General features: G+C 59.2%; 21 protein-coding genes. 12 read left to right on the top strand and 9 right to left on the bottom strand.

The features are described from left to right. Nucleotides 1-68 precede the first annotated feature (68 nt). The 8 genes from RYB09_RS18095 to RYB09_RS18060 all read right to left on the bottom strand — a co-directional run bounded on the left by RYB09_RS18095 (nt 69) and on the right by RYB09_RS18060 (nt 9,856). Nucleotides 69-1,991, bottom strand: coding sequence for a PrkA family serine protein kinase (locus RYB09_RS18095; RefSeq protein WP_003316247.1), 1,923 nt, complete (start codon nt 1,989-1,991; stop codon nt 69-71). Between the two features lie 284 nt (nt 1,992-2,275). Beyond that, nucleotides 2,276-2,596, bottom strand: a complete 321-nt coding sequence (gene glpE / locus RYB09_RS18090; RefSeq protein WP_002551886.1) for a thiosulfate sulfurtransferase GlpE — start codon at nt 2,594-2,596, stop codon at nt 2,276-2,278. Beyond that, complete coding sequence (locus tag RYB09_RS18085) at nt 2,593-3,489, bottom strand: symmetrical bis(5'-nucleosyl)-tetraphosphatase (RefSeq protein WP_058400995.1); 897 nt, start codon at nt 3,487-3,489, stop codon at nt 2,593-2,595. The genes glpE and RYB09_RS18085 overlap by 4 nt, the downstream gene beginning before the upstream one ends. Beyond that, nucleotides 3,489-3,869 (bottom strand): Co2+/Mg2+ efflux protein ApaG, encoded by a 381-nt coding sequence (gene apaG, locus RYB09_RS18080; RefSeq protein WP_058401035.1) that lies wholly within the window; start codon nt 3,867-3,869, stop codon nt 3,489-3,491. The genes RYB09_RS18085 and apaG overlap by 1 nt, the downstream gene beginning before the upstream one ends. A gap of 114 nt (nt 3,870-3,983) precedes the next feature. Then, on the bottom strand, nt 3,984-4,790 hold the full coding sequence (gene rsmA, locus RYB09_RS18075; RefSeq protein ID WP_316889602.1) for a 16S rRNA (adenine(1518)-N(6)/adenine(1519)-N(6))-dimethyltransferase RsmA: 807 nt from the start codon (nt 4,788-4,790) through the stop codon (nt 3,984-3,986). Beyond that, nucleotides 4,787-5,776: a 4-hydroxythreonine-4-phosphate dehydrogenase PdxA gene (gene pdxA, locus RYB09_RS18070; protein ID WP_058408547.1), complete on the bottom strand. Its 990-nt coding sequence runs from the start codon at nt 5,774-5,776 to the stop codon at nt 4,787-4,789. The genes rsmA and pdxA overlap by 4 nt, the downstream gene beginning before the upstream one ends. Continuing rightward, nucleotides 5,773-7,095, bottom strand: a complete 1,323-nt coding sequence (locus tag RYB09_RS18065; protein ID WP_316889599.1) for a peptidylprolyl isomerase — start codon at nt 7,093-7,095, stop codon at nt 5,773-5,775. Before RYB09_RS18065 ends, pdxA begins: the two co-directional genes overlap by 4 nt. Further along, entirely contained in the window at nt 7,076-9,856 is a 2,781-nt protein-coding gene (locus tag RYB09_RS18060; protein ID WP_058400992.1) for an LPS-assembly protein LptD, read from the bottom strand. Before RYB09_RS18060 ends, RYB09_RS18065 begins: the two co-directional genes overlap by 20 nt. Nucleotides 9,857-9,985: 129 nt before the next feature. On the opposite strand from RYB09_RS18060, the gene RYB09_RS18055 reads away from it, so the two are divergent. The 3 genes from RYB09_RS18055 (at nt 9,986) to RYB09_RS18045 (ending at nt 12,516) form a co-directional block, all read left to right on the top strand. Then, on the top strand, nt 9,986-11,011 hold the full coding sequence (locus RYB09_RS18055; protein ID WP_058400991.1) for an aminoglycoside phosphotransferase family protein: 1,026 nt from the start codon (nt 9,986-9,988) through the stop codon (nt 11,009-11,011). Between the two features lie 65 nt (nt 11,012-11,076). After that, the gene (murU, locus tag RYB09_RS18050; RefSeq protein ID WP_058400990.1) at nt 11,077-11,748 is read left to right on the top strand and encodes an N-acetylmuramate alpha-1-phosphate uridylyltransferase MurU; all 672 of its coding nucleotides are present in this window, start codon (nt 11,077-11,079) and stop codon (nt 11,746-11,748) included. Beyond that, nucleotides 11,749-12,516 (top strand): TerB family tellurite resistance protein, encoded by a 768-nt coding sequence (locus RYB09_RS18045; RefSeq protein ID WP_219170378.1) that lies wholly within the window; start codon nt 11,749-11,751, stop codon nt 12,514-12,516. Between the two features lie 33 nt (nt 12,517-12,549). Here RYB09_RS18045 and RYB09_RS18040 read toward each other — a convergent pair whose 3' ends face one another. Next, a complete protein-coding gene (locus RYB09_RS18040; protein WP_219170376.1) occupies nt 12,550-13,536 on the bottom strand; it encodes an alpha/beta hydrolase family protein in 987 nt (328 codons plus the stop codon). A gap of 78 nt (nt 13,537-13,614) precedes the next feature. On the opposite strand from RYB09_RS18040, the gene RYB09_RS18035 reads away from it, so the two are divergent. From RYB09_RS18035 to trpE, 9 genes are all read left to right on the top strand, one after another. Continuing rightward, a complete protein-coding gene (locus RYB09_RS18035) occupies nt 13,615-15,663 on the top strand; it encodes a histidine kinase (protein ID WP_316889595.1) in 2,049 nt (682 codons plus the stop codon). Then, nucleotides 15,660-16,289, top strand: coding sequence for a response regulator transcription factor (locus RYB09_RS18030; RefSeq protein WP_122280247.1), 630 nt, complete (start codon nt 15,660-15,662; stop codon nt 16,287-16,289). Before RYB09_RS18035 ends, RYB09_RS18030 begins: the two co-directional genes overlap by 4 nt. A 315-nt stretch (nt 16,290-16,604) precedes the next feature. After that, complete coding sequence (locus tag RYB09_RS18025; protein ID WP_058400987.1) at nt 16,605-17,729, top strand: ABC transporter ATP-binding protein; 1,125 nt, start codon at nt 16,605-16,607, stop codon at nt 17,727-17,729. Between the two features lie 82 nt (nt 17,730-17,811). Then, nucleotides 17,812-18,846, top strand: coding sequence for a polyamine ABC transporter substrate-binding protein (locus tag RYB09_RS18020; RefSeq protein ID WP_002551900.1), 1,035 nt, complete (start codon nt 17,812-17,814; stop codon nt 18,844-18,846). A 77-nt stretch (nt 18,847-18,923) separates the two neighbouring features. Further along, complete coding sequence (locus RYB09_RS18015) at nt 18,924-20,171, top strand: ABC transporter permease (RefSeq protein ID WP_058400986.1); 1,248 nt, start codon at nt 18,924-18,926, stop codon at nt 20,169-20,171. 11 nt (nt 20,172-20,182) lie between these two features. Next, nucleotides 20,183-21,004: an ABC transporter permease gene (locus tag RYB09_RS18010; RefSeq protein ID WP_002551902.1), complete on the top strand. Its 822-nt coding sequence runs from the start codon at nt 20,183-20,185 to the stop codon at nt 21,002-21,004. A 126-nt stretch (nt 21,005-21,130) separates the two neighbouring features. Beyond that, on the top strand, nt 21,131-21,805 hold the full coding sequence (rpe, locus tag RYB09_RS18005) for a ribulose-phosphate 3-epimerase (RefSeq protein ID WP_230016960.1): 675 nt from the start codon (nt 21,131-21,133) through the stop codon (nt 21,803-21,805). After that, nucleotides 21,802-22,620, top strand: a complete 819-nt coding sequence (locus RYB09_RS18000; RefSeq protein WP_122258498.1) for a phosphoglycolate phosphatase — start codon at nt 21,802-21,804, stop codon at nt 22,618-22,620. Before rpe ends, RYB09_RS18000 begins: the two co-directional genes overlap by 4 nt. Nucleotides 22,621-22,689: 69 nt before the next feature. Next, nucleotides 22,690-24,171, top strand: a complete 1,482-nt coding sequence (gene trpE / locus RYB09_RS17995) for an anthranilate synthase component I (protein WP_058408556.1) — start codon at nt 22,690-22,692, stop codon at nt 24,169-24,171. The last annotated feature ends 420 nt before the right edge of the window (nt 24,172-24,591 follow it).

Genomic DNA, 24,591 nt, shown 5'->3' with positions numbered 1-24,591 from the left:
CATCGATCCCGGAGCCGGGCCTCGATCGCTTTTCGCCTGCAGCTGATAGCTTGAAGCTTGCAGCTGCTTTATTGCGATTTCCGCACGCGCAGATACCATTCGGAAAGCAGACGTACCTGCTTGTCCGTGTAGCCCCTCTCGACCATTCGTGTGACGAAGTCGTTGTGCTTCTGCTGATCCTCCTTGCTGGCCTTGGCATTGAAGCTGATGACGGGCAGTAGGTCCTCGGTGTTGGAGAACATTTTCTTCTCGATTACCACGCGCAGCTTCTCGTAGCTGAGCCAGGTCGGGTTCTTGCCGTTGTTGTTGGCGCGGGCACGCAGCACGAAGTTGACGATTTCGTTGCGGAAATCTTTCGGGTTGCTGATGCCGGCCGGTTTCTCGATCTTTTCCAGTTCCTCGTTCAAGGCTACGCGGTTGAGAATCTCGCCGGTTTCCGGGTCGCGGTATTCCTGATCCTGAATCCAGAAGTCTGCATACAGCACGTAGCGGTCGAAAATGTTCTGACCGTACTCGCTGTAGGATTCCAGGTACGCCGTCTGGATTTCCTTGCCGATGAACTCGATGTAGCGGGGTGCCAGGTATTCCTTGATGAAACGCAGGTAGCGTTCACGCGTCTCTGCCGGGAATTGCTCCTGTTCGATTTGCTGTTCCAGTACGTACAGCAGGTGCACCGGGTTGGCAGCAATTTCGTGTGGATCGAAGTTGAAGACCTTGGACAGAATCTTGAACGCGAAGCGGGTAGAGAGACCGTTCATGCCTTCGTCGACACCCGCACTGTCGCGGTATTCCTGGATCGACTTGGCTTTGGGGTCGGTATCTTTCAGGTTTTCGCCGTCATACACGCGCATCTTGGAGTAGATGTTGGAGTTGTCAGGCTCTTTAAGGCGCGACAGCGTGGTGAACTGCGCGAGCATCTTCAAGGTGTCAGGCGCGCAATGCGCTTTGGACAGCGAGCTGTTGAACAGCAGCTTGTCGTAAATCTTGATCTCGTCGCTGACACGCAGGCAGTACGGCACCTTCACGATGTAGATACGGTCGATGAAGGCTTCGTTGTTCTTGTTGTTGCGGAAGCTGTGCCATTCCGATTCGTTGGAGTGCGCCAGCAGAATCCCGGTGAACGGGATGGCTCCCAGCCCCTCGGTGCTGTTGTAGTTACCTTCCTGGGTCGCGGTCAGCAACGGGTGAAGGACCTTGATCGGTGCCTTGAACATCTCGACGAATTCCATCAGGCCCTGGTTGGCCCGGCACAGTGCGCCCGAGTAGCTGTACGCGTCGGCGTCGTTCTGTGGGAATTCTTCCAGTTTGCGGATATCGACCTTGCCGACCAGCGCGGAAATATCCTGGTTGTTTTCGTCGCCGGGCTCGGTTTTCGCTACGGCGATCTGGTTGAGAATCGAAGGGTAGAGCTTCACAACCTTGAACTGGCTGATGTCGCCACCGAACTCGGCCAGGCGCTTGGTCGCCCAGGGCGACATGATAGTGCTCAGGTAGCGTCGCGGAATTCCGAAGTCTTCTTCCAGAATCGCGCCGTCCTCAGTGGCGTTGAACAGGCCCAGAGGCGACTCGAAGACTGGCGAGCCCTTGATGGCGTAGAACGGTACTTTTTCGATCAGTTGCTTGAGTTTTTCCGCCAGGGACGATTTACCGCCGCCCACCGGGCCGAGCAGATACAGGATTTGCTTCTTCTCTTCCAGGCCTTGGGCGGCATGGCGGAAATACGAAACGATCTGGTCGATGCATTCTTCCATTCCGTGGAAGTCGGCAAAGGCAGGATAGCGGCGTATCACCTTGTTGGAGAATATTCGCGAGAGCCTGGAGTTGGTGGAGGTGTCCACCAGTTCGGGCTCGCCAATGGCCAGCAGAAGACGTTCTGCGGCAGAGGCATAGGCGCTGCGGTCCTGTTTGCAGAGCTCCAGATACTCCTGTAGCGAGAGCTCTTCTTGCCGTGTGCTTTCGAAGCGTTGTTGGAAGTGGCTGAATATACTCATGACGTCACCTCGCTCGATACGTGGAGCCGGCGGCGGATCGTCAGTCGATGCTGGCAGCGACCGCAATGCGGCTGCTGTTTCCCCCCAGAACACCTTAAAAGTAACTACCGATGACCCACGCGCCGGTGTACCGGCTCTCCCCTGAATTCGGATGGCCTAGGCTAAGGATAGTTCGGATTCGGAAAGATAAAGAAGGGATGCGCGAGAAGACGGGCTGACCGTTCGTCAGATGGCTCGCGAGCCCGCGTAGAACGCGGGATCAGCTGTCATAAAAATATTTTTTATCAGCCTTGCGCGGTTTCGTCAGGGTAAGTGGCGCGCCACAGCTCAAAGCCGCCGTCCACGCTGTATACGTCGGAGAAACCCTGGCCCACCAGGTAGGCTGCAGCGCTCTGGCTGGAGTTGCCGTGGTAGCAGACAACGACCAGCGGCTTGTCCAGATCGGCCTTGGCGATGAAGTCGGCAATCGAGTGATTGTCCAGATGCACGGAGTCAGGAATGTGATTGCTTTGAAAAGTCTGCGCATCACGAACATCGACCAGCACTGCACCTTGCTCGCGCAGTGCCTGTGCCTGTTCAGGTGGAATACGTTTGAATTCGGTCATTGCCTGGGCTCCTGAGCCTGGGGGTTAGTGGCGGTGCCGGCCTGTGCGCTTGTAACAAGCCCGTTGGCGGCCTGGCCGACAGCATCGCAATTGCATTGGTGACGTTCAAGGGTATCAACGTTGAGCAGCGTCATCGAGCCGCCCCAGACACATCCGCTGTCGAGGGCAAAGACGCCGGGCTCGTTGCAGCGACCCTCAAGTGCCGCCCAGTGGCCAAAAATGATTTTCAGCTCACGGGTCTTGCGTTTCGGGTGGCTGAACCAGGGCGCATAACCAGGTATGGCGGTTTCAACGCCTTCCTTGCTCTTCAGGTCGAGCTTGCCGTCGCTGGTGCAGAAGCGCATACGGGTGAAGTAGTTGGTAATGACCCGCAAACGCGTGACGCCTTGCAGGTCGTTGTCCCACTTGGCCGGCTCATTGCCGTACATGCCGTCGAGAAAAGCGCCATACAGCTGGTCGTCCTGAAGTGCATGCTCGACTTCGGCTGCGTGCTTCAAGGCCTTTTTCAGCGACCACTGCGGCGCGATACCGGCATGCACCATGGCGACGTTGCGTTCTGCATCGTAGTGCATCAGCTTTTGCCGACGCACCCAGCCGAGCAATTCGTCACGATCCGGCGCTTCAAGGATTTCGCGCAGCGTATCGCCTTTTTTGAGCAGTTCGTGTTTACGGGCGACGGCAAGCAGGTGCAGGTCATGATTACCCAGCACGCACACCAGCGATTCACGGAGGCCGTACAGGTAGCGAAGTGTTTCCAGCGATTGCGGACCACGGTTGACCAGGTCGCCCACCAGCCAGAGTCGATCATGCTCGGGGTTGAAGTGGACGTGCTCAAGCAGGCATTGCAGAGGTTCAAGGCAACCTTGCAGGTCACCAACGGCGTACACCGCCATCAGTGCAGCGAACCCGGGACGGCCAGACGAAAGGGCTCTATGACCGCCTCAAAGCGTTTACCGTCTTCAGCCAGCATCTGATAAGAGCCCTGCATATTGCCTACCCGAGTGGTCATTACCGTACCGCTGCTGTAGGTATGGCTTTTACCGACCTCGATCAACGGTTGCTGACCGACCACGCCCTCGCCGCGCACCTCTTCGACATGGCCGTCGCCGTCGGTGATGACCCAGTGACGAGACAGCAGCCTGGCAGGTAATTTACCGTTGTTGTGCACGGTGATGGTGTAGGCGAAAGCGAAGCGGTTCTGCTCGGGTTGCGACTGTTCCGAGAGAAAGCGTGTGACGACGCTGACGTCGACCTTGTAACGAGAATCGGGCATGCAATAGGCCTTGAAATCCATAACGAAAAAAAGGGCGTGTGCGGCAGGTAGACAAGTCTAGGACAAGTAAGCGGGAAATGACGACTGGCAGTGCCGTTTACTTGTCCTCAGGGTTCACTCTGTTACAGCTTTTTCGCTGAGAGTGTCTGCCAGACGGACGAATGCAGCCAGATCGAGCTGCTCGGGACGCAAGCTGCCGTCTACTCCGGAAGCGGTAATCTCGTCGCTGGTCAACAGCAGCTTGAGCGTGTTGCGCAGGGTCTTGCGACGCTGGTTGAACGCTTCACGCACGATGCGCTCCAGCACACGGTGATCCTTGGCAGAGTGCGGCAGTGTTTCATAAGGGACGAGGCGCACAATGGCCGAGTCCACTTTCGGTGGCGGATTGAACGCCCCCGGTCCTACGTTGAACAGATGCTCCACGCGGCAATGGTACTGGACCATGATCGACAGGCGACCCCAGTCACCGCCGCCCGGACCTGCAGCCATGCGCTCGACCACTTCCTTCTGCAACATGAAGTGCATGTCGCGGATCAGGCTGGCGTTCTGCAACAGATGAAAAATCAACGGCGTCGAGATGTTGTACGGCAGGTTGCCCACGACACGCAGGCTGCGCGGTTCGGCGCCCAGACTGTTGAAGTCGAACTTCAGTGCATCACCCTGATGCAGGTTGAAATTCGGCTTGTTGCCAAACTGGCCGGTGAGGATCGGGATCAGGTCCTTGTCCAGCTCGACCACGTCCAGCTGCGCGCCGCTGTTGAGCAGCCCTTCGGTGAGTGCGCCCTGGCCCGGTCCGATTTCCAGCAGCCGGTCTTCAGGTTTGGCACGAATGGCGCGCAGGATTTTGTCGATAACGCCTGCGTCGTGCAGGAAGTTCTGCCCGAAACGCTTGCGCGCCCGGTGTTGGTATTGCTCGGTCATGAATGGGTCTCGGCCATCTGGTAGGCGGTTTGCAGTGCAACGTGCAGGCTGCCGGTATCAATGTTCGCGCTGCCAGCCAGATCCAGCGCCGTGCCGTGATCGACAGAAGTGCGGATGATCGGCAGGCCGAGCGTCACATTGACTGCTGCGCCGAAACCTTTGTATTTCAGCACGGGCAAGCCTTGGTCGTGGTACATCGCCAGCACTGCGTCGCAGTGCTCCAGATATTTGGGGGTAAACAGAGTGTCGGCAGGCAGTGGGCCGCGTAAGTCCAGGCCCTCGCTGCGCAGGCGCTCCAGAGTCGGTTCGATGATGTCGATTTCCTCTCGGCCCAGATGCCCGCTTTCGCCAGCATGAGGGTTGAGGCCGCAGACCAGAATACGCGGGTGGGCAATGCCGAACTTGTTCACCAGATCGGCATGCAGGATGCGTGTCACGCGCTCCAGTCGGTCCGGTGTTATGGCATCAGCCACTTCGCGCAACGGCAGGTGCGTGGTCACCAGTGCCACGCGCAGGTCGCCGGTCGCCAGCATCATCACCACCTGTTCGGTGTGGGTCAGTTCGGCAAGAAATTCGGTGTGTCCGGAAAAAGCGATACCGCCGTCGTTGATGACGCCTTTGTGCACCGGGGCAGTAATCATCCCGCTGAACAGCCCGTCGAGACAGCCTTGGCCAGCGCGAGTCAGGGTTTGCAGCACGAACGCTGCGTTGGCCTTGTTCAGCACACCGGTTTCTACCGCAACTGCCAGGGGCGTATCCCAGACATACAGGCTGCCGGCAGGCGCAGGCAGGTCGGGAAGCGAATCAGGGGTGACGTCAAGCAGACTGACCGCCACACCCAGTTGCGCGGCCCGCTCAAGGAGCAGGTCACGGCTGGTGATGGCGATCAGAGGGTATGGCTGAGGCTGCGTGGCGAGCAGCAGGCAAAGGTCAGGGCCTATGCCGGCCGGCTCGCCGGGTGTCAGGGCGAAACGCTTGGGTTTCACTGCGCAGCCTGGGTCGCGCCAGGGAGTTTGATTTCAACGTAGGCTTCGTCACGGATCTGACGCAGCCAGGTTTGCAGCTCTTCGTCGTACTTGCGGTTACGCAGTACGTTCAACGCCTGCTGTTCACGAGCTTGGTCGGTAGCGTCCGTGGAGCGACGACCGAGTACTTCGAGAACATGCCAGCCATACTGGGTCTGGAACGGTTTGGACAATTCGCCTTGTGGCGTTTCGTTCATGACCTGACGGAATTCCGGAACCAGAGAGTTCGGATCAACCCAGTTCAGATCGCCGCCATTGAGTGCCGAGCCCGGATCCTCCGAAAAGCTTTTCGCCAGTTCGGCGAAGTCTTCGCCATTCTGGATGCGGTCGTAGATTTTCTCGGCAAGACGCTTGGTCTCTTCTTCGTTACGGATTTCGCTCGGTTTGATCAGGATATGACGCACATGCACTTCATCACGCATTTGTGCCTGCCCCTGGCCGCCACGTTTTTCCAGTAACTTGAGGATAATGAAACCGCCCGGCGTGCGCGCTGGAGGCGTCACGTCGCCGACAGGCATCGCGCTGAGCATGTCACCGAACGGCGGTGGCAGTTGCGCAGCCTTGCGCCAGCCCATGTCACCGCCTTCCAGTGCATTTTCGCTGGAGGAACTGGTGGCTGCGAGTTGGGTGAAGTCAGCACCTTTCTTCAATTGGTCATAAATGCCCTTGGCTTTGACCGCAGCAGCCTGGATGGCATCCGAAGAGGCGCTGTCAGGCGTTGCGATCAGAATGTTTGCCAGGTGGAACTCTTCAGACAACTGAGCCTTGCCCTGATCAGAGGCGAGGAAGTTTTTCACTTCCTGCTGGGATACCTGGATACGTTCGGCTACCCGGCGCTGACGCACACGGCTGATGATCATTTCCCGGCGCACCTGCTCGCGTGCATCGTTATAGGACAAGCCGTCATGAGCCAGTGCGGCGCGGAACTGCTCCACGCTCATGTTGTTGCGCTGGGCAATGGTGCCGATGGCCTGATTGAGTTCGTCGTCGGAGACACGAATGCCGGACCGTTCGCCCATCTGCAGCTGCAGGTTTTCCAGAATCAGACGATCCAGAACCTGCCGTTGCAGATCTTCCGCAGGAGGTACGCCAGAGCCGCGCTTGGCAATGGTTTGCTGAACCTCACGTACACGCTGGTCCATCTGGCTTTTCATGATCAAGTCGTTGTCGACGATGGCCACGATACTGTCCAGAGGTTGAACCGCAGCATGCACTGCACCGCTCAGGAGTAACGCGCCCAGCATCAGCGGGCGCAGACAATCAGAAAGCTTGGTCTTCACGTTCACGATAACCTTGAATGCCTTTGTCGAGGAAGCTGTCTACCTTGGCGCCAGTTACACCGCCGAGCCCCTTCAACACGATTTGTAGGAATATGCCGCGGTCGCCTTTCTCGTTCTGAGGCGCTGCCTGGCTGAACTCGTCGTAATCGACCCAGTAGCGGTTGACCAGACGCATTTTCCAGCAGCAGTTGTCGTACTCGAACCCGCCGAAAGCTTCGATGGTGCGCGCACGGTTGTAGTCATACTGCCAGCGGCTGATCAGGCTCCACTGCGGCACGATTGGCCAGATGACCGAGAAATCGTGCTGCTGGATCTTGTAGTAGTCCTTCACGTAGTTGGCATCGCCCGGACGTCCGTAGTCGCCACCGCCCACGATCCAGCGGCCAGTGCTTTCGTCGTAACGAATCTGGTCGTTGCGATAGCGATAGCCGAGGTTGACGATCTTGTTCGGGTTGTCTTCAGGCTGGTAATGGAACATTGCGCTGCCCGAACGGGTGCTCTTGCTGTCCGGATCCCAGTTGAAATCGGAGTTGAAGCGCCAGTCGCGGTTGAAGCGGTATTCGTATTCCAGTGCATAAGGCGAAACGTTGGAACGCGCATCATCACGGTCAGCGAACACCACGCCAGGCAACTGCACCTTGCGGTCTTCGAAATACAGCGCCTGACCGATGCTGAAGCGTTGGCGTTCAAAGCCGTTGCTTTCAATCCAGCGGTTGGTGATACCCAGCGACAGCTTGTTCTCGTCGCCGATGCGGTCGGAACCAGTGAAGCGGTTGTCACGGAATAGCGAGGCATAATTGAATGTGCTTTCGCTGGTGTCGAATACCGGGATGTCGGTCTGGTCTTTCTCGGGTACATAGAGATAGAACAGGCGCGGTTCCAGGGTTTGACGGTAATCCTTGCCGAACCAGTTGGTGTTGCGGTCGAAGTACAGGCCGCTGTCGACGCTGAAGATCGGCACGCTGCGGCTTTGACTACTGCTGTATTCCTCGCCAGCCAGAAGCGAGCTTTTGCCCTTACTGTCCAGGTCCAGCGCGTACTGGGTGTAGACGTACTTAAGCTTCGGTGTCAGGAAACCATAGGTCCAGTTCATTGGCAGGCTGACGGACGGCGCCAGATTCAGGCGGTCCCCGTTTGCCCGGGCAAGGCCGGAGATGTTGTTGTCCAGGCGTGTCTCGGAGTTGCCATCTTCATCAATGAACGCGCCGCTGCGCAGATCACGTTCAAAACGGACAGCTTCTGTCTGATAATCGAACTTCAGACCACCCGGGTTGTACGGCAAGGTGCCGTTAAGCGTCAGCTGTGGCAGGCGGTTATAAGGTGTGATGTTCGCGACCGTCGCCAGCTTGTAAGCCTGGGCGTTGAGCGTTGCCACGTAACTGTCGCCACGGTAGGTCAGGGATCCCTGCTGGTTGAGGAAGTCCGTCCGTTTAACGCCGATCTGATCGGTTTCCAGATCCTGGAAGTAATACGGGTCGCTGATGTCGGTGTAATCAACCTGGGTCAGCCAGCGCGTATCAAGTCCGCCCTTGTGCTGCCAGTTGATCATCCAGCGAGTCTTGTCGTAGTCCGACTGAAGCTTGCGGTCGTCATTCTCGTCGTTCAGGTACGCGCCGCCAAACTGGCCTTCGCTGCCTTTGGTCAGGTAGCGGAACTCGCCTTCCATCAGCAGGCCGCGGTCAGCCATGTAACGCGGGTACAACGTGGCGTCGTAGTTCGGTGCCAGGTTGAAGTAGTACGGAGTAACGAGCGTGAAACCGTTATCGCCGCCTGCCGCAATGGACGGCGGCAGGAAACCGGACTGACGACGGTCGTCGATCGGGAAGTAGATATACGGCGTATACAGAACCGGTATGTCCTTGACCCGCAGGGTAACGTTGGTCGCTGTACCAAAGCCGGTGGCCGGGTTCAGCGTGATGTTGTTGCCTTTGAGCGTCCAGGCGTTGCTGTTCGGCTCACACGAGGTGTAGGTACCGTCCTTGAGACGGATGATCGCGTTCTCTGCACGCTTGGCGTACAGGGCGTTACCGCGGATGTTCGACTTGTGCAGGACGTACTCGGCATTGTCGACACGGGCTTCGCCGGTATCGAGTTGCAACTCGGCCTTGTCACCGACGATCAGCGCGCCGTTGTCGCGCAGACGGACATCGCCGTTCAGCTCGCCACGGTTCTCGGCCTGATGCAGTGCGGCCTCCTGGGCCTGTACCTGCATGCTGCCCTGGCGCAACACCACATCACCTGCCAGCGTCGCGACCTGCGCTTCCTGTTCGTAACGCGAAGCCTTGGCTCCGACGAACATAGGCGCGTCTTTCATCGGCGTCTTGTCGTCCATGCCTGGGCGGATCGGCTCGACGTAGGCACCCGAGCAATACGGACCGGTCTCGGCCAGTTGTGCTGCGGTCAGCTTTTCGCGAGGAACCCAATCGAGGTGGCTGTAGTCAGCACTACGCGACCTCAGACCTTTGCCCTTGGCTTCGGTAACCAGTTGCGTACCTGCAACCTGCTCACCCGAAGAGGTGCCTTGCGAGGTGACTGTGCCGTTGGAACTGACCGACGTCGTGTCATGCACGGGGCGCGGAGGCAGGTCCACTGCAGCAGCATTGGATTTCGGCGCACAGTTCCAGGCACCCGAAGCAGAGACTGAGCAGTCATACTGTTCCGCGGCGACCACGAACTGAGTGGCCAGAGGTTGCATCGCCAGCAGACTGCCGGTTACGAGCAACGGAAATTTTTTACGAAACGCGGGGGATTTCAATGCCATCTTATTAGTCCGGGCTTCCTGCGCGCCATCTGCCCGCGGGGGGGCCGCACGCCTCTCGATGGGCTGAAAAAGATTCCGGATAATAAAGCATGACCCGCTTGACGGCTAGCGCCGTCGGAGACCCTTGTAATGTCAGATCAAGATATACGCCTGCAATCCCTGAAAGTTTGGCTCGATGAGCAGTTGCCAGCGCTGTTTGCGGCGCAAAATTGGGGCGCTGTACCCCCGGCCACATTGACTGCGGCCAGTAGTGACGCAAGTTTTCGTCGTTATTTTCGCTGGGAGGGCGCTGGCCGAACTTTTATTGTGATGGATGCGCCACCACCGCAGGAAAACTGCAAACCGTTTGTGGATATCGCTCATTTACTGAAAAAGTCGGGCATTAATGTTCCGGAAATTTATGCCGAAGACCTGACGCAAGGCTTTTTGCTGCTCAATGATCTTGGTCGTCAGACCTATCTGGATGTGATTGACGCTGACAATGCCGATGCCTTGTTCGCCGATGCAATCCAGGCGTTGCTGGCCTATCAGCAATTGCCGATGGACGCGCCGCTGCCCAGCTATGACGTCGCGTTGCTGCGTCGTGAGCTGGAGCTTTTCCCCGAGTGGTACGTCAAGCGCCACCTGGGTATCGAGATGGACGAGGCGCAACTGAGCGATTGGCAGCAGGCCAGCGAGTTGTTGATCAACAGCGCTCTGGCGCAGCCCAAAGTGCTGGTGCATCGCGACTACATGCCGCGAAACCTGATGATCAGCGAGCCCAACCCAGGCGTGCTGGATTTTCAGGACGCTGTCTACGGCCCGGTCACCTATGACGTGACCTGCCTGTTCAAGGACGCGTTCCTGAGCTGGCCACAAGAACGCGTCAGCGACTGGCTCAGGACCTACTGGGATCAGGCACGCGCCGTTGGTATCCCGGTGCAGGAGGATTTTGCCGCCTTCGAGCGCGCCAGTGATCTGATGGGTGTTCAGCGCCATCTGAAGGTGATCGGTATTTTTGCCCGCATCTGCCACCGCGATGGAAAACCGCGCTATCTGCAAGACGTTCCGCGCTTTTTCGCTTATATAGAGGCAGTTCTGTCGCGCCGCCCCGAGCTTGCTCAGCTCGGGCAGTTGCTCACCAGTCTGCAGCAACCGGTAGAGACCGCTGTCTGATACGGCAGAGACGGCCTGAAAAACGGCCATTTTGAAAGAAACCTGATTGTGTTGAAGAGGACTGCATGAAAGCGATGATTCTCGCCGCCGGTAAAGGCGAGCGAATGCGCCCGTTGACCCTGCACACGCCTAAACCGTTGGTACGTGCCGGGGGGATGCCGTTGATCGAGTACCACCTGAACGCCTTGCGCGCAGCCGGGTTTCACCAGTTGGTCATCAACCATGCCTGGCTGGGGCAGCAGATCGAGGATTATCTGGGCGACGGTCAGCGTTTCGACCTGAGTATCCGTTATTCCCCCGAGGGCCAGCCGCTGGAAACAGGCGGCGGGATTCATCGGGCATTGCCATTGCTGGGCGTTGAGCCCTTTGTGGTGATCAATGGGGATATCTGGACGGACTATGACTTCAGCGCGTTGCGCGTGCCGCTTACCGGTCTCGCGCATCTGGTGCTGGTCGATAACCCGGCACATCACCCCACTGGCGATTTCTCGCTGGTTGACGGGCAGGTGCGCGATGACGATTCGGCAGGTCAGCGGCTCACCTACAGCGGTATCGCCATCCTGCATCCACAGTTGTTTGCCGACTGTGAGCCCGGTGCGTTCAAACTCGCGCCGTTGTTGCGTGAGGCCATGCATCAAGGCCTGGTAACGGGTGAGCACCACAGAGGGCGTTGGGTCGATGTCGGCACTCACGAGCGCCTGGCAGAAGTCGAGCAGTTGCTTGCGGAGACCCGCTGAATGCTTTGGCCTGGCACATTGATCGGCGCGGGTGTCGGCTATGCAATTGCCAGCATCCCGGGCGCGATGCTGGGTGCTCTATTGGGGCAGGCGCTGGATCGTCGCCTGAAGCTGCAGAGCTGGGCGCACCTGCGTGAGCGTCTGGGCGGGCGGGCGGCGATACCTGCGGATGGCCTGCTGTTTGTATTGCTGGGCCGTCTGGCCAAGAGTGACGGACGTGTCCTGGCCAGCCATATTCATCAGGCCCGTACCGAAATGCGCCGTCTGAACCTGAACGAGGCGGATCAGTTGCGCGCCATCAACGCCTTCAAGCGTGGTCGTGATGGTGCCGACGGGCTGCGCAGTTATTTGCGCGGCCTGCACGGGCAGCCGGACACCGCCGAGGAGCTGTTGCGTGCCTGCTGGCGCATGGCCTGGGCGGATGGCAAGGCTTCCCGGGTCGAGCGTGAGCTGATCGGGGTATGGGGCATGTGGCTTGGCTGGACAGGGCCACAAGTCGAGGCGCTGGCTGCCGATCACGACCCGATGAAGCGTTCGCCGGTCAGCAGCGGGGATGACTACAAAAGTGCGATGACGCTTCTGGGAATAAAACCGGACACCGACCCGTCGAGCATCAAGCGCGCCTACCGCCGGCTGCTCAGTCGGCATCACCCTGACAAGGTTGCCGGTTCGGGTGCCAACCCTCAGCAAGTGCGGTTGGCGACCGACAAGACCAGCCAGTTGCATAACGCCTATCGGGTGGTGAAGGCCCGACGCGGGTTCAACTGAGCCTGCTCGTGCGTCGGGTGCTTGGCGTGAAGCTTATTTTTCTTCCTTGGCGTCTATCCAGCCACGAACCCTGCGGAACAGTTGTTCTTGCTCGGTATCTTCATTGCCTACGATATTGATCAGGCCAATCTGCGTAAAACCGGGGCCTTTGGCGCGTTTGCTGGCCTGCAGGCGTGCTTTGGCGGCCTGGTCCGGCGAGTTTTTGTAGATGAAGTCGGCGGTCTTTATTTTGAGCTGAGGCACCATGTCCAGCAGCGAAGGCGCAGCATTTACCGGCTCGCGCGCAGCAAGCATCACCAGCTTCTGCACGGCAGGCGATGTGCGTTCATTGAGGAATCTGGCTGCCCAGTAGGCGCCGCTGCTATGGCCGATCAATACGATGCTGCGGGCCTTGTTCTGCTGCGCAAAGCTGATCGCGCTTTCGATCCGCGCGAAGATGCGCTCCGCCTGAGCCTTGTTGAGTTCCTCGTCGGCAGCTGCCTTTGCGGTTGCTGCGGCAGCTAGGGCCTCGGCTTCAGCTGCCGGGTCTTGCGCTTTCGGACTGGCGTCCTTGGGGGATTCCTTGGGTTTGGCAGCGTTCGCGTCGGTCGGGGCGGCGTCGGGCTCGCGTGGCACCAGGCTGTTGTCCATCGCATCCGGCAGGGTGATGCTCAGGCTTGACCAGCCGACATCCGGAAACTTCCTTCGCAACGGGCCGACGGCATCCGGCCAGTCCGGTGACTCGGCGTCGCCAGGCACAATAATCACCGCGCCTTGGGGGGCGTCACTGTTTGCGGGCTTCCAGAGGGCGAGAAAGCTTTCGTCACCCGCCTGAAGCTGCTGCTGATCCTCGCGAGGCAATTGACGCTCCAGCGCTATCGCGTCTTCCTGTGAGCGGCTGAGCAGCGGTGCCCGTTCTACCGGCGCTTCGGCAGCAGCGTCTTTCGCCGGGGCCGGGTCGGCTGCGAGTACAGGCAGTGCGCAAGGCAGGACCAATGACAGAAACAATGCAGGAAACGTTGCGCGAAAGGTGTAGGACATCGGATATTCCAAGCCAGAAACTATCCCGGCAGCCTAATGGGTTGATCGGCTTTTGTCAGGCCTGAGCCTGCGCGGCATATGGCCGTCATACGAACACACGAGAGCGACACATTGATGATTGGTCTTCTGCGCACCGGTTTTATCGGCTGCCTGGCTTTGCTCTTGATGGTTCAGATGGCCATTACGCAGGCTGACGAGCCACAAATGCCTGCGTCTGCGCAGTTGAGTTCAGCACAGCGTAGCTGGCTCGACCAGCACGGTCCGCTGCGGGTGGGTCTGGTGTTGCGTGCGCCTTACGCCCAGTTCGATCAACGCTTGCAGCAGTTGTCCGGAGCCAATGTCGATCTGATGAATGCGCTGGCTTCGACGCTGCCGGTCGAGTTGCTGTGGCGAAACTTTCCTGATCAGGCGGCGCTTGAGAAGGCCCTGGCCAATGGTGAAATCGATGTTGCGCCTGGCTTGATGCAGACCCCGGCAGGCCTGCGTCTGTGGTTGTTTTCCGATCCGTACCTGCGTGTTTCGCAACTGTTGATCGGCGAACGCGATGGCAGCACTACCGTGGACCTCGAGAAACTCGACAGCCTTTCGCGGGTTGCTGTGCGCATGCCAGGCCCTGCCGCCGATTACCTGCGCAGCAACTTCCCGCACCTGAACCTGCAAGGCGTGCCGCTGGAGCGTCAGGCGCTGCAATTGCTGCTCAGTCAGCAGGCACGCTATGCCGTGGTGGACGAAGCGCAGCTCAGCCGCCTGCTCCGCGAGCCGGAATTTGCCGGGCTGGCGGTAGTGGGGGATATCGGGCTGCCGCAATTGTTGCGCGTGGCTTCGCGCCGTGACATGCCTGAGCTGGCCGCCATCGTCAGCGAAGCGTTGCGCGCGATTCCTGCCAAAGAGCTTGAGCAACTGCACGCGCGCTGGATGCCGCTCACCCCATCGCATTTCATCGAGTCGACCAAGCTCTGGAAAAACCTGTGCATTCTGCTGCTGGTGATGCTGCTGGCCTGTTTTGCGATCGTGGTCTGGCAGCGTCGCCAGCAGCAGGCGCAGGAGCAGGAGTTGCTGCGCGCGCGTGAAGAGCTTGCCCGTCGCGTTGAAGGTGAGGAGGCGCTGCGTCTGGCGCAATTCTCCATCGACCAGAGCACCGTCGGCATCCTCTGGGTTAACTGGGACAGTCGTGTGCGTTACGCCAACCGGGCGGCGGAATCCATGCTCGGCTACGCGCCGGGACAGGTGGTCGAGCGCCCGCTGATTGATTTCGAGCCCGGTCTGCATATGGACCGCTGGCTCAACCTGTGGAAGAACGCGCGCTCTCTTGAAGACAGCCCTCAGGTGTTCGAGACCCATTGTCTGCGTGCTGATGGCAGCCTTCTGCCTACCGATGTTTCGTTGAGCTTCCTGCGCTTTCGTGAGGCGGAATACCTGGTGGTGTTTCTCAGTGATGCCAGTGAACGACGCCGCGCGCATGATCAGCTACGTGAATTGTCAGCGCACCTGGAAAGCGTGCGTGAAGAAGAGAAGGCGCGTATTGCCCGCGAGGTGCATGACGAGCTGGGGCAGATGCTGACGGTGCTGAAGCTGGAAACGTCGATGTGCGAGCTGGCCTATGCTGACCTGGACCCTGGCCTTGGTGAGCGACTGGACAGCATGAAGCGTCTTATCGCTCAACTGTTTCAACTGGTGCGTGATGTTGCCACGGCATTGCGGCCACCGATTCTCGACGCCGGCATTGCGTCGGCCATCGAGTGGCAGGCACGCCGTTTCGAGGCGCGCACGCAAATCCCTTGTCTGGTGCAGGTGCCGGACAACCTGCCAGTGCTTAGCGATGCCAGAGCCACAGGCATGTTCCGGATTCTTCAGGAAGCGCTGACCAACGTCATGCGCCACGCCCAGGCGCACACGGTGGAAATCAGCCTGACGTTGCAGGATGGCGTGATGTGCATGACCATCGCCGATGACGGGCAGGGGTTTGTCGTCGAGTCGGGCAGGGTGGTTTCATTCGGTCTGGTCGGGATGCGCGAGCGGGTGCTGATGCTCGGCGGCAGACTGGAGCTGGACAGCGAGGCCGGTGAGGGCACAACCTTGCGCGCCTACATCCCGTTGGACCCCGTCGCACAGGAGCGAAGCCAGTGATTCGTGTTTTGGTAGCCGAAGACCACACCATCGTGCGTGAAGGGATCAAGCAACTGATTGGTCTGGCCAGAGACCTGCAAGTGGTCGGTGAGGCCAGCAACGGCGAGCAGTTGCTCGAAACCTTGCGTCATGTGACTTGCGAAGTGGTTTTGCTGGATATCTCCATGCCCGGCGTCAATGGTCTTGAGGCGATTCCGAGGATTCGCGCACTGGCCAGTCCGCCCGCCATTCTGGTGCTGTCGATGCACAATGAAGCGCAGATGGCGGCACGTGCGCTGAAAGTCGGCGCCGCAGGTTATGCCACCAAGGACAGCGACCCGGCGCTGCTGCTGACGGCAATTCGTCGGGTCGCGGCAGGCGGGCGCTATATCGACCCTGACCTCGCCGACCGCATGGTTTTTGAAGTGGGCCTGACCGATAGCCGACCTTTGCACTCATTGTTGTCGGAGCGCGAGTTCTCGGTGTTCGAGCGCCTGGCGCAGGGTGCCAACGTCAACGACATCGCTCAGCAACTGGCCCTGAGCAGCAAAACCATCAGCACCCACAAGGCGCGGCTGATGCAGAAAATGAAACTCAACTCACTGGCCGATCTCGTCAAATACGCGATGGAGCACAAGCTATTCTGAGTCTGAAAACGACACTCCAGTTGAGTGTCGGGTCGGTGCTCTACTCACAACTATCGTGCGACGCTCCGCGTCGGCATGCCGTTCTGGACGCTCCGCGTCCTCTTTTGTGACGCAGAGCGTCACGCACTGCATTCCCACGCTGGAGCGTGCGGAACGATCAGGCTCACTCACATACTCAATCGCGCCATCGCTGTAGGGCAATCCCTACCCCCCGCCTTCCAGCCGGCCTAGGCGATTCTCTCCCGGCTGCCGATTTGCGGGGCATTCAGGCTGCTCTAGGCTTGAGCCCACGCAGACAAAACAAAGGTGTGGGTAATGAGCGACGTCGATACAAGCGCTGGAGCAAATGATGTTCTGGTCAGCTTTCGTGGTGTGCAGAAGAGCTACGACGGCGAAGCACTGATCGTCAAAGACCTCAACCTGGACATTCGCAAGGGCGAGTTCCTGACCCTGCTCGGTCCGTCCGGCTCGGGCAAGACCACCAGCCTGATGATGCTGGCCGGTTTCGAGACCCCGACGGCTGGTGAAATCCTCCTCGGTGGCCGCGCCATCAACAACGTGCCGCCGCACAAGCGCGACATCGGCATGGTGTTTCAGAATTACGCGTTGTTTCCACACATGACCGTGGCCGAGAACCTGGCGTTCCCGCTGTCGGTGCGTGGCATGAGCAAGACCGATGTTGGCGAGAAAGTTAAAAAGGCGCTGGGCATGGTCCAGCTGGACACCTTTGCGCATCGCTACCCGGCGCAGTTGTCCGGTGGTCAGCAGCAGCGTGTGGCGCTGGCACGCGCGCTGGTGTTCGAACCGCAGCTGGTGCTGATGGATGAGCCGCTCGGCGCCCTCGACAAGCAGCTGCGCGAACACATGCAGATGGAGATCAAACATCTGCATCAGCGTCTGGGTGTGACCGTGGTCTACGTGACCCACGATCAGGGTGAAGCCCTGACCATGTCCGACCGGGTCGCCGTCTTCCATCAGGGCGAGATCCAGCAGATCGCACCGCCCCGCAGCCTGTACGAAGAGCCGAAGAACACCTTTGTGGCCAACTTCATCGGCGAGAACAACCGCCTCAATGGACGTCTGGTCAGCCAGGACGGCGACCGCTGTGTGGTCGAGCTGGAGCGTGGCGAGAAAGTGCATGCGCTGGCGATCAACGTCGGCCAGCCTGGCGGCCCGGTGACCCTGTCGATCCGTCCTGAGCGCATCAACCTCAATGGTCGCAGCGAGAATTGTGCAAACCGTTTTTCCGGCCGTGTGGCTGAGTTCATCTACCTGGGTGACCACGTTCGCGTGCGTCTGGAGGTAGCAGGCAAGAGCGACTTCTTCGTCAAACAGCCGATTGCCGAACTGGACCCTGGCCTGAGTGTGGGCGACGTGGTGCCCATCGGCTGGCAAGTCGAGCACGTTCGCGCGCTCGACCCCTTGCAGCAAGTGCATTGATCTACCGATAAAAGCAATAACAGAGGCGACCTGATCGCCCATCCCAATCGCTTACCAACACTGCTCGTGGAGAAAAGAACCTATGTTGAAGTCTTTGAAGTTCACCGCCATCACGTTGGGCCTCATGTGCGCCGCGCAGGCCATGGCAGCCACCGACCTGACCGTCATCTCCTTTGGCGGTGCCAACAAGGCCGCTCAGGAAAAGGCGTTCTACGCGCCGTGGGAAAAGGCCGGTAACGGCAAGATCATCGCCGGTGAATACAACGGTGAGATGGCCAAGGTCAAAACCATGGTCGACACCAAGAGCGTTTCCTGGGACCTGGTAGAAGTCGAATCGCCGGAACTGGCCCGTGGTTGCGATGAGGACATGTTCGAAGAGCTGGACCCGAAACAGCTGGGCAATGCCGCTGACTTCGTGCCTGGCGCCATCACCACCTGCGGTGCCGGTTTCTTCGTCTGGTCCACCGTGCTGGCATACAACGCCGACAAGGTCGCCACAGCTCCAAACGGCTGGGCCGATTTCTGGGACACCAAGAAATTCCCGGGCAAGCGCGGTCTGCGTAAAGGTGCCAAGTACACGCTGGAATTCGCCCTGATGGCTGACGGCGTTGCGCCGAAAGACGTTTATAAAGTGCTGGCCAGCAAAGACGGCCAGGACCGCGCGTTCAAGAAGCTCGATGAACTCAAGCCAAACATTCAGTGGTGGGAAGCAGGCGCACAGCCGCCGCAGTACCTCGCTTCCGGTGACGTGGTGATGAGCTCGGCCTACAACGGCCGGATCGCTGCTGTGCAGAAGGAAAGCAACCTCAAGGTCGTGTGGACCGGTGGCGTATATGACTTCGATGCCTGGGCCATCCCGAAGGGCTCGAAAAACGCCGATGCCGCGAAGAAGTTCATCGCCTACATGCTGAGCCCCGAGCAGCAGAAGACCTATTCGCAGAATATCGCCTACGGCCCGGCCAATACCCAGGCGGTCAAGCTGCTGGACAAGGAAACCCTGCAGAACATGCCGACCACGCCTGAGAACATCAAGGATCAGGTGCAGATGGACGTAGCGTTCTGGACCGACAACGGCGAATCCCTTGAGCAGCGTTTCACTGCCTGGGCTGCCAAGTAAACAGGCTGCATCACGTCAGATCCGGGCGCTCTCTGCTGTAGGGAGCGCCCTCTCGTTGAAAGATTCCGGAGTTCGCTATGGCCATCGCCGTGCCCCTGACTGAAGGCGCCAGCCCTAACTTGAAGCAACGTCTCGCTCGCGCCGAGCGGGTCAACCGCTGGAAGGCTCAGGCATTGATCGCTCCGCTGGTGATTTTCCTGCTGTTAGTGTTTCTGGTGCCGATTGCTGCGCTGCTCTATAAGAGTGTCGGCAACCCGGAAGTCGTGACTGCACTGCCGACCACAGTGGTCGAAGTGCAAAAGTGGGATGGAAAAGGGCTGCCGCCCGAGTCGGTCTACAAGGCAATGAGCCTGGACCTGGCCGAAACACGCAAGAATTCCACGCTGGGCGATCTGTCCAAGCGTCTGAACATGGAACTGGCCGGTTATCGCAGCCTGCTGAGCAAGACCGCTCGCGCCTTGCCGTTCAAGACTGAACCGGCCTCTTATAAAGAAGCGCTCGAAGCGCTGGACGAGCGCTGGGGTGACCCGGCCTATTGGCAGGCGGTGCGCCGCAATACCAGCAGCATCACCCCGTATTACCTGCTTGCGGCGGTAGACCATCGTATCGACGACCTTGGGGAAGTGGCGCCTGCAACCCCGGATCAGTCAATCTATCTGGATATCTTCGCCCGCACCTTCTGGATGGGCCTGGTGATTACCGCGATCTGCCTGGTGCTGGCTTATCCGCTGGCTTACCTGCTGGCCAGCCTGCCTGCGCGGCAGAGCAACCTGCTGATGATTCTGGTGCTGTTGCCGTTCTGGACCTCGATTCTGGTGCGGGTGGCTGCCTGGATTGTGTTACTGCAGTCGAGCGGTCTGATCAACAGCGCGTTGCTGGCGATGGGCATCATCGATAAGCCGCTGGAACTGGTCTTCAATCGGGTGGGCGTATACATCTCGATGGTGCATATCATGCTGCCGTTCATGATCCTGCCGATCTACAGCGTGATGAAAAACATCTCCCCGACTTACATGCGTGCCGCCATTTCGCTCGGCTGCCATCCGTTCACCAGTTTTTGGCGCGTGTACTTTCCGCAGACCTACGCCGGGATCGGTGCAGGCTGTCTGCTGGTGTTCATTCTGTCGATCGGCTACTACATCACCCCGGCCTTGCTGGGCAGCCCGAACGACCAGATGGTCAGCTACTTCGTCGCCTTCTATACCAACACCAGCATCAACTGGGGCATGGCCACCGCGCTCGGCGGGTTACTGCTCTTGGCGACCATCGTGCTGTACCTGATTTATAGCTGGCTGGTCGGCGCCAGCCGCCTGCGTCTGAGCTGAGGAGTGTCACCATGTTGAACCCCTACACATCGCCGATCGAACGCATCTGGTATTACGCCCTGCGCATCATCTGTGCGCTGGTGCTGCTCTTTCTCGTGTTACCGGTGCTGGTCATCGTGCCGTTGTCGTTCAATTCAGGCAGCTTTCTGGTCTATCCGCTGCAAGGGTTCTCGTTGCAGTGGTATCAGGACTTCTTCAACTCTGCCGAGTGGATGCGCGCGCTGAAGAACAGCATGATCGTTGCCCCGGCCGCTACGTTGTTGGCGATGGGCTTCGGCACGCTGGCGGCGATCGGCCTGACCCGTGGCAACTTTCCCGGCAAGGCGCTGGTCATGGCGCTGGTGATTTCGCCGATGGTGGTGCCAGTGGTTATCGTCGGTGTCGCCAGTTACCTGTTCTTCGCGCCACTGGGCCTGGGCAACAGCTACACCTCGCTGATTCTGGTCCACGCGGTACTGGGCGTGCCGTTCGTGATCATTACCGTGTCGGCCACTTTGCAGGGTTTCAACCACAATCTGGTACGCGCTGCCGCCAGCCTCGGTGCATCGCCGCTGACTGCATTCCGTCGCGTGACCCTGCCATTGATTGCGCCAGGGGTGATTTCCGGTGCGCTGTTCGCCTTCGCGACCTCGTTCGACGAAGTGGTGGTGACGCTGTTCCTCGCCGGGCCGGAGCAGGCGACCTTGCCTCGGCAGATGTTCAGCGGCATTCGCGAAAACCTCAGCCCGACCATCGCTGCCGCCGCGACCTTGCTGATCGGCTTCTCCGTGCTGTTGCTGCTGGTACTGGAGTGGTTACGCGGGCGTAGTGAAAAACTCCGAACGGCTCAATAACCGGGCGCCGCAAGTTTCAAGCTGCCAGCCAAGGCGAATCCATTGGCGTGCAGCTTGAGGCTTACCGCTCCGGGCGAAGCTTGGCGTACAATCCGCGCACCGTGATTCTGCTCAAACAGGTGCGTCATGCAGCCCTTCGTTATTGCCCCATCGATTCTTTCCGCTGACTTCGCCCGTCTGGGCGAGGAAGTCGACAGCGTGCTGTCCAGCGGCGCCGACTTTGTCCACTTCGATGTGATGGACAATCACTACGTCCCGAACCTGACCATTGGTCCGATGGTGTGCAGCGCGTTGCGCAAATATGGCGTTACTGCACCGATCGATGTGCATTTGATGGTCAGCCCGGTGGATCGCATCATCGGGGATTTCATCGAGGCAGGTGCCACCTATATTACCTTTCACCCGGAAGCGACCCAGCACATTGATCGTTCGTTGCAACTGATCCGTGAAGGCGGCTGCAAGGCGGGGCTGGTGTTCAACCCGGCAACTCCGCTGAACCTGCTGGAGTACGTGATGGATAAGGTCGACATGATTCTGCTCATGAGCGTCAACCCGGGTTTCGGCGGGCAGAAGTTCATTCCCGGCACGCTCAACAAGCTGCGTGAAGCGCGGGCGTTGATCGATGCGTCGGGCCGTGACATCCGTCTGGAAATCGACGGTGGCGTAAACGTCAACAACATCCGTGAGATCGCAGCGGCAGGTGCTGATACCTTCGTTGCCGGTTCAGCCATTTTCAACGCACCGGACTACCGGGAAGTGATCGAGAAAATGCGCGCAGAACTGGCAGCATCCCGCGCATGAGCGGCTTTGAGCAGCTGTTTGCAGGCAAGTTGCCCAGGCTGATCATGTTCGATCTGGACGGGACCCTGGTGGACTCGGTCCCTGATCTGGCAGTAGCGGTGGATACCATGCTGGCTGAACTTGGCCGGCCAATAGCCGGGCTTGAATCGGTCCGTGCCTGGGTAGGCAATGGTGCTCCGGTGCTGGTACGCCGCGCACTGGCCAACCAACTCGACCACAGTGGTGTCGATGATGCTCTGGCTGAGCAGGGCCTGGAAATCTTCATGCGTGCCTACGCCCAGAAGCACGAGTTCACCGTGGTCTACCCCGGCGTGCGTGAAACCCTGAAATGGCTGCAGAAGATGGGCGTCGAAATGGCTCTCATCACCAACAAACCGGAGCGCTTTGTCGCGCCGCTGCTGGATGAGATGAAGCTGGGGCGTTTCTTTCGCTGGATCATCGGTGGCGACACCATGCCGCAGAAAAAGCCTGACCCTGCCGCACTGTTTTTCGTAATGAAAATGGCGGGTGTTCCGGCCTCGCAAGCACTGTTCGTGGGTGATTCACGCAGTGATGTACAGGCTGCCAAGGCGGCCGGTGTTGCCTGTGTCGCGTTGAGTTATGGCTACAACCATGGGCGGCCGATTGCCGAGGAAAACCCTGCGATGGTGATCGATGATCTGCGCAAACTGATTCCCGGTTGCCTGGACATGGACGCTGAGATACTGTTGCCCGACATCAAACGTCCCTCCTCAAGAGAATCCATCGTGGTGGTCACTCGCAAGCTCTGGATGAAAGTCATCAAGGCCCTGGCCCGCTGGCGTTGGCGCGCCTGACCTGATCCTGGCCGGCCTGCCGGCACGTTTGCCTGACTGACCGTTTTTCCTCAAACCACGAGGTTGCTCATGAACCGTGAAGAATTCCTGCGTTTGGCCGCTGAAGGCTACAACCGCATCCCGCTTGCCCGCGAAACCCTGGCCGACTTCGACACGCCGCTGTCGATCTACCTCAAGCTTGCCGATCAGCCCAACTCCTACTTGCTGGAGTCGGTTCAGGGCGGCGAGAAGTGGGGGCGTTATTCGATCATCGGCCTGCCATGCCGCACCGTGATGCGCGTTCATGGCCATCACGTCAGCGTGACCCACGATGGCGTCGAGATCGAAAGCCTGGATGTCGAAGACCCGCTGGACTTCGTCGAGACCTTTAAAGCGCGATACAACGTACCGACGATTGCCGGGCTGCCACGCTTCAACGGCGGGCTGGTGGGCTACTTTGGCTACGACTGTGTGCGCTATGTCGAGAAGCGTCTGGCCAACTGCCCTAACCCTGACCCGCTGGGCGTGCCGGATATCCTGTTGATGGTGTCTGACGCGGTCGTGGTGTTCGACAACCTGGCGGGCAAGATGCACGCCATCGTGCTGGTCGATCCGGCGCAACAGGATGCCTACGCACGTGGCGTTGCGCAGCTTGATGAACTGATGCATAAACTGCGTCAGCCGATCACTCCGCGTCGCGGGCTGGACCTGGACCGACCTCCGGCCGCCGACCCGGTGTTTCGTTCCAGCTTTACTCAGGGCGATTACGAGGCTGCGGTCGACACAATCAAGCAGTACATCCTCGCGGGCGACGTGATGCAGGTCGTCCCGTCACAGCGCATGTCCATCGATTTCAGCGCCGCGCCCATCGATCTGTATCGGGCACTGCGTTGCTTCAACCCGACGCCTTACATGTACTTCTTCAACTTCGGCGATTTCCATGTCGTCGGCAGTTCGCCGGAAGTGCTGGTGCGGGTCGAGGACAACCTGATCACGGTGCGTCCAATCGCCGGTACTCGCCCTCGCGGTGCCACCGAAGAGGCTGATCTTGCGCTGGAAGAAGACCTGCTGTCCGATCACAAGGAAATCGCCGAACACCTGATGCTCATCGATCTGGGCCGTAATGACGTTGGGCGGGTGTCCGAGATCGGTACGGTCAAACTGACCGAGAAGATGGTTATCGAGCGTTATTCCAACGTGATGCACATTGTTTCCAACGTCACCGGTCAACTGAAAAGCGGGCTGACGGCAATGGATGCACTGCGGGCGATTCTGCCGGCTGGCACGTTGTCTGGCGCACCGAAAATTCGCGCCATGGAAATCATCGATGAGCTGGAGCCGGTCAAGCGCGGTGTCTACGGCGGCGCCGTGGGGTATATGGCCTGGAATGGCAACATGGACACGGCTATCGCGATTCGTACTGCGGTTATCAAGAACGGCGAACTGCATGTGCAGGCCGGTGGCGGCATTGTTGCCGACTCGGTGCCAGCATTGGAATGGGAAGAAACCCTGAACAAGCGCCGCGCCATGTTCCGCGCCGTTGCCCTGGCGTCGCAGCCTGCCGAGGGTTGAGCAGGCTTGCTGCTCTGGTAGTTAGATAGCTATCGTTCCTCATGCTCCAGCGTGGGAATGCCGTGGGTGACGCTCCGCGTCATAGATTTGCGCCGCGCCGCAGTTCTCAGGAGAGGACGCGGAGCGTCCAGAACGGCATGCGACGCAGAGCGTCGCACGATAGTGAAAGCCTGAAAAAGCGCCATGTACGATAGTTGAGATCATCGTTCCTCACGCTCCAGCGTGGGAATGCCGTGGGTGACGCTCCGCGTCACAGATTTGCGCCGCGCTGCAGTTCTCAGGATAGGACGCAGAGCGTCCAGAACGGCATGCGACGCGGAGCGTCGCACGATAGTCAGCCCCCGAAAAAGCGCCACGCACGATAGTTGAGATCATCGTTCCTCACGCTCCAGCGTGGGAATGCCGTGGGTGACGCTCCGC

The organism is Pseudomonas syringae group sp. J254-4 (assembly GCF_032586855.1).
In the GTDB taxonomy this organism is placed as follows: domain Bacteria; phylum Pseudomonadota; class Gammaproteobacteria; order Pseudomonadales; family Pseudomonadaceae; genus Aquipseudomonas; species Aquipseudomonas amygdali.
Note: the sequence above shows the minus strand (reverse complement) of the source record. Positions and strands in the feature narration are given on the sequence as shown.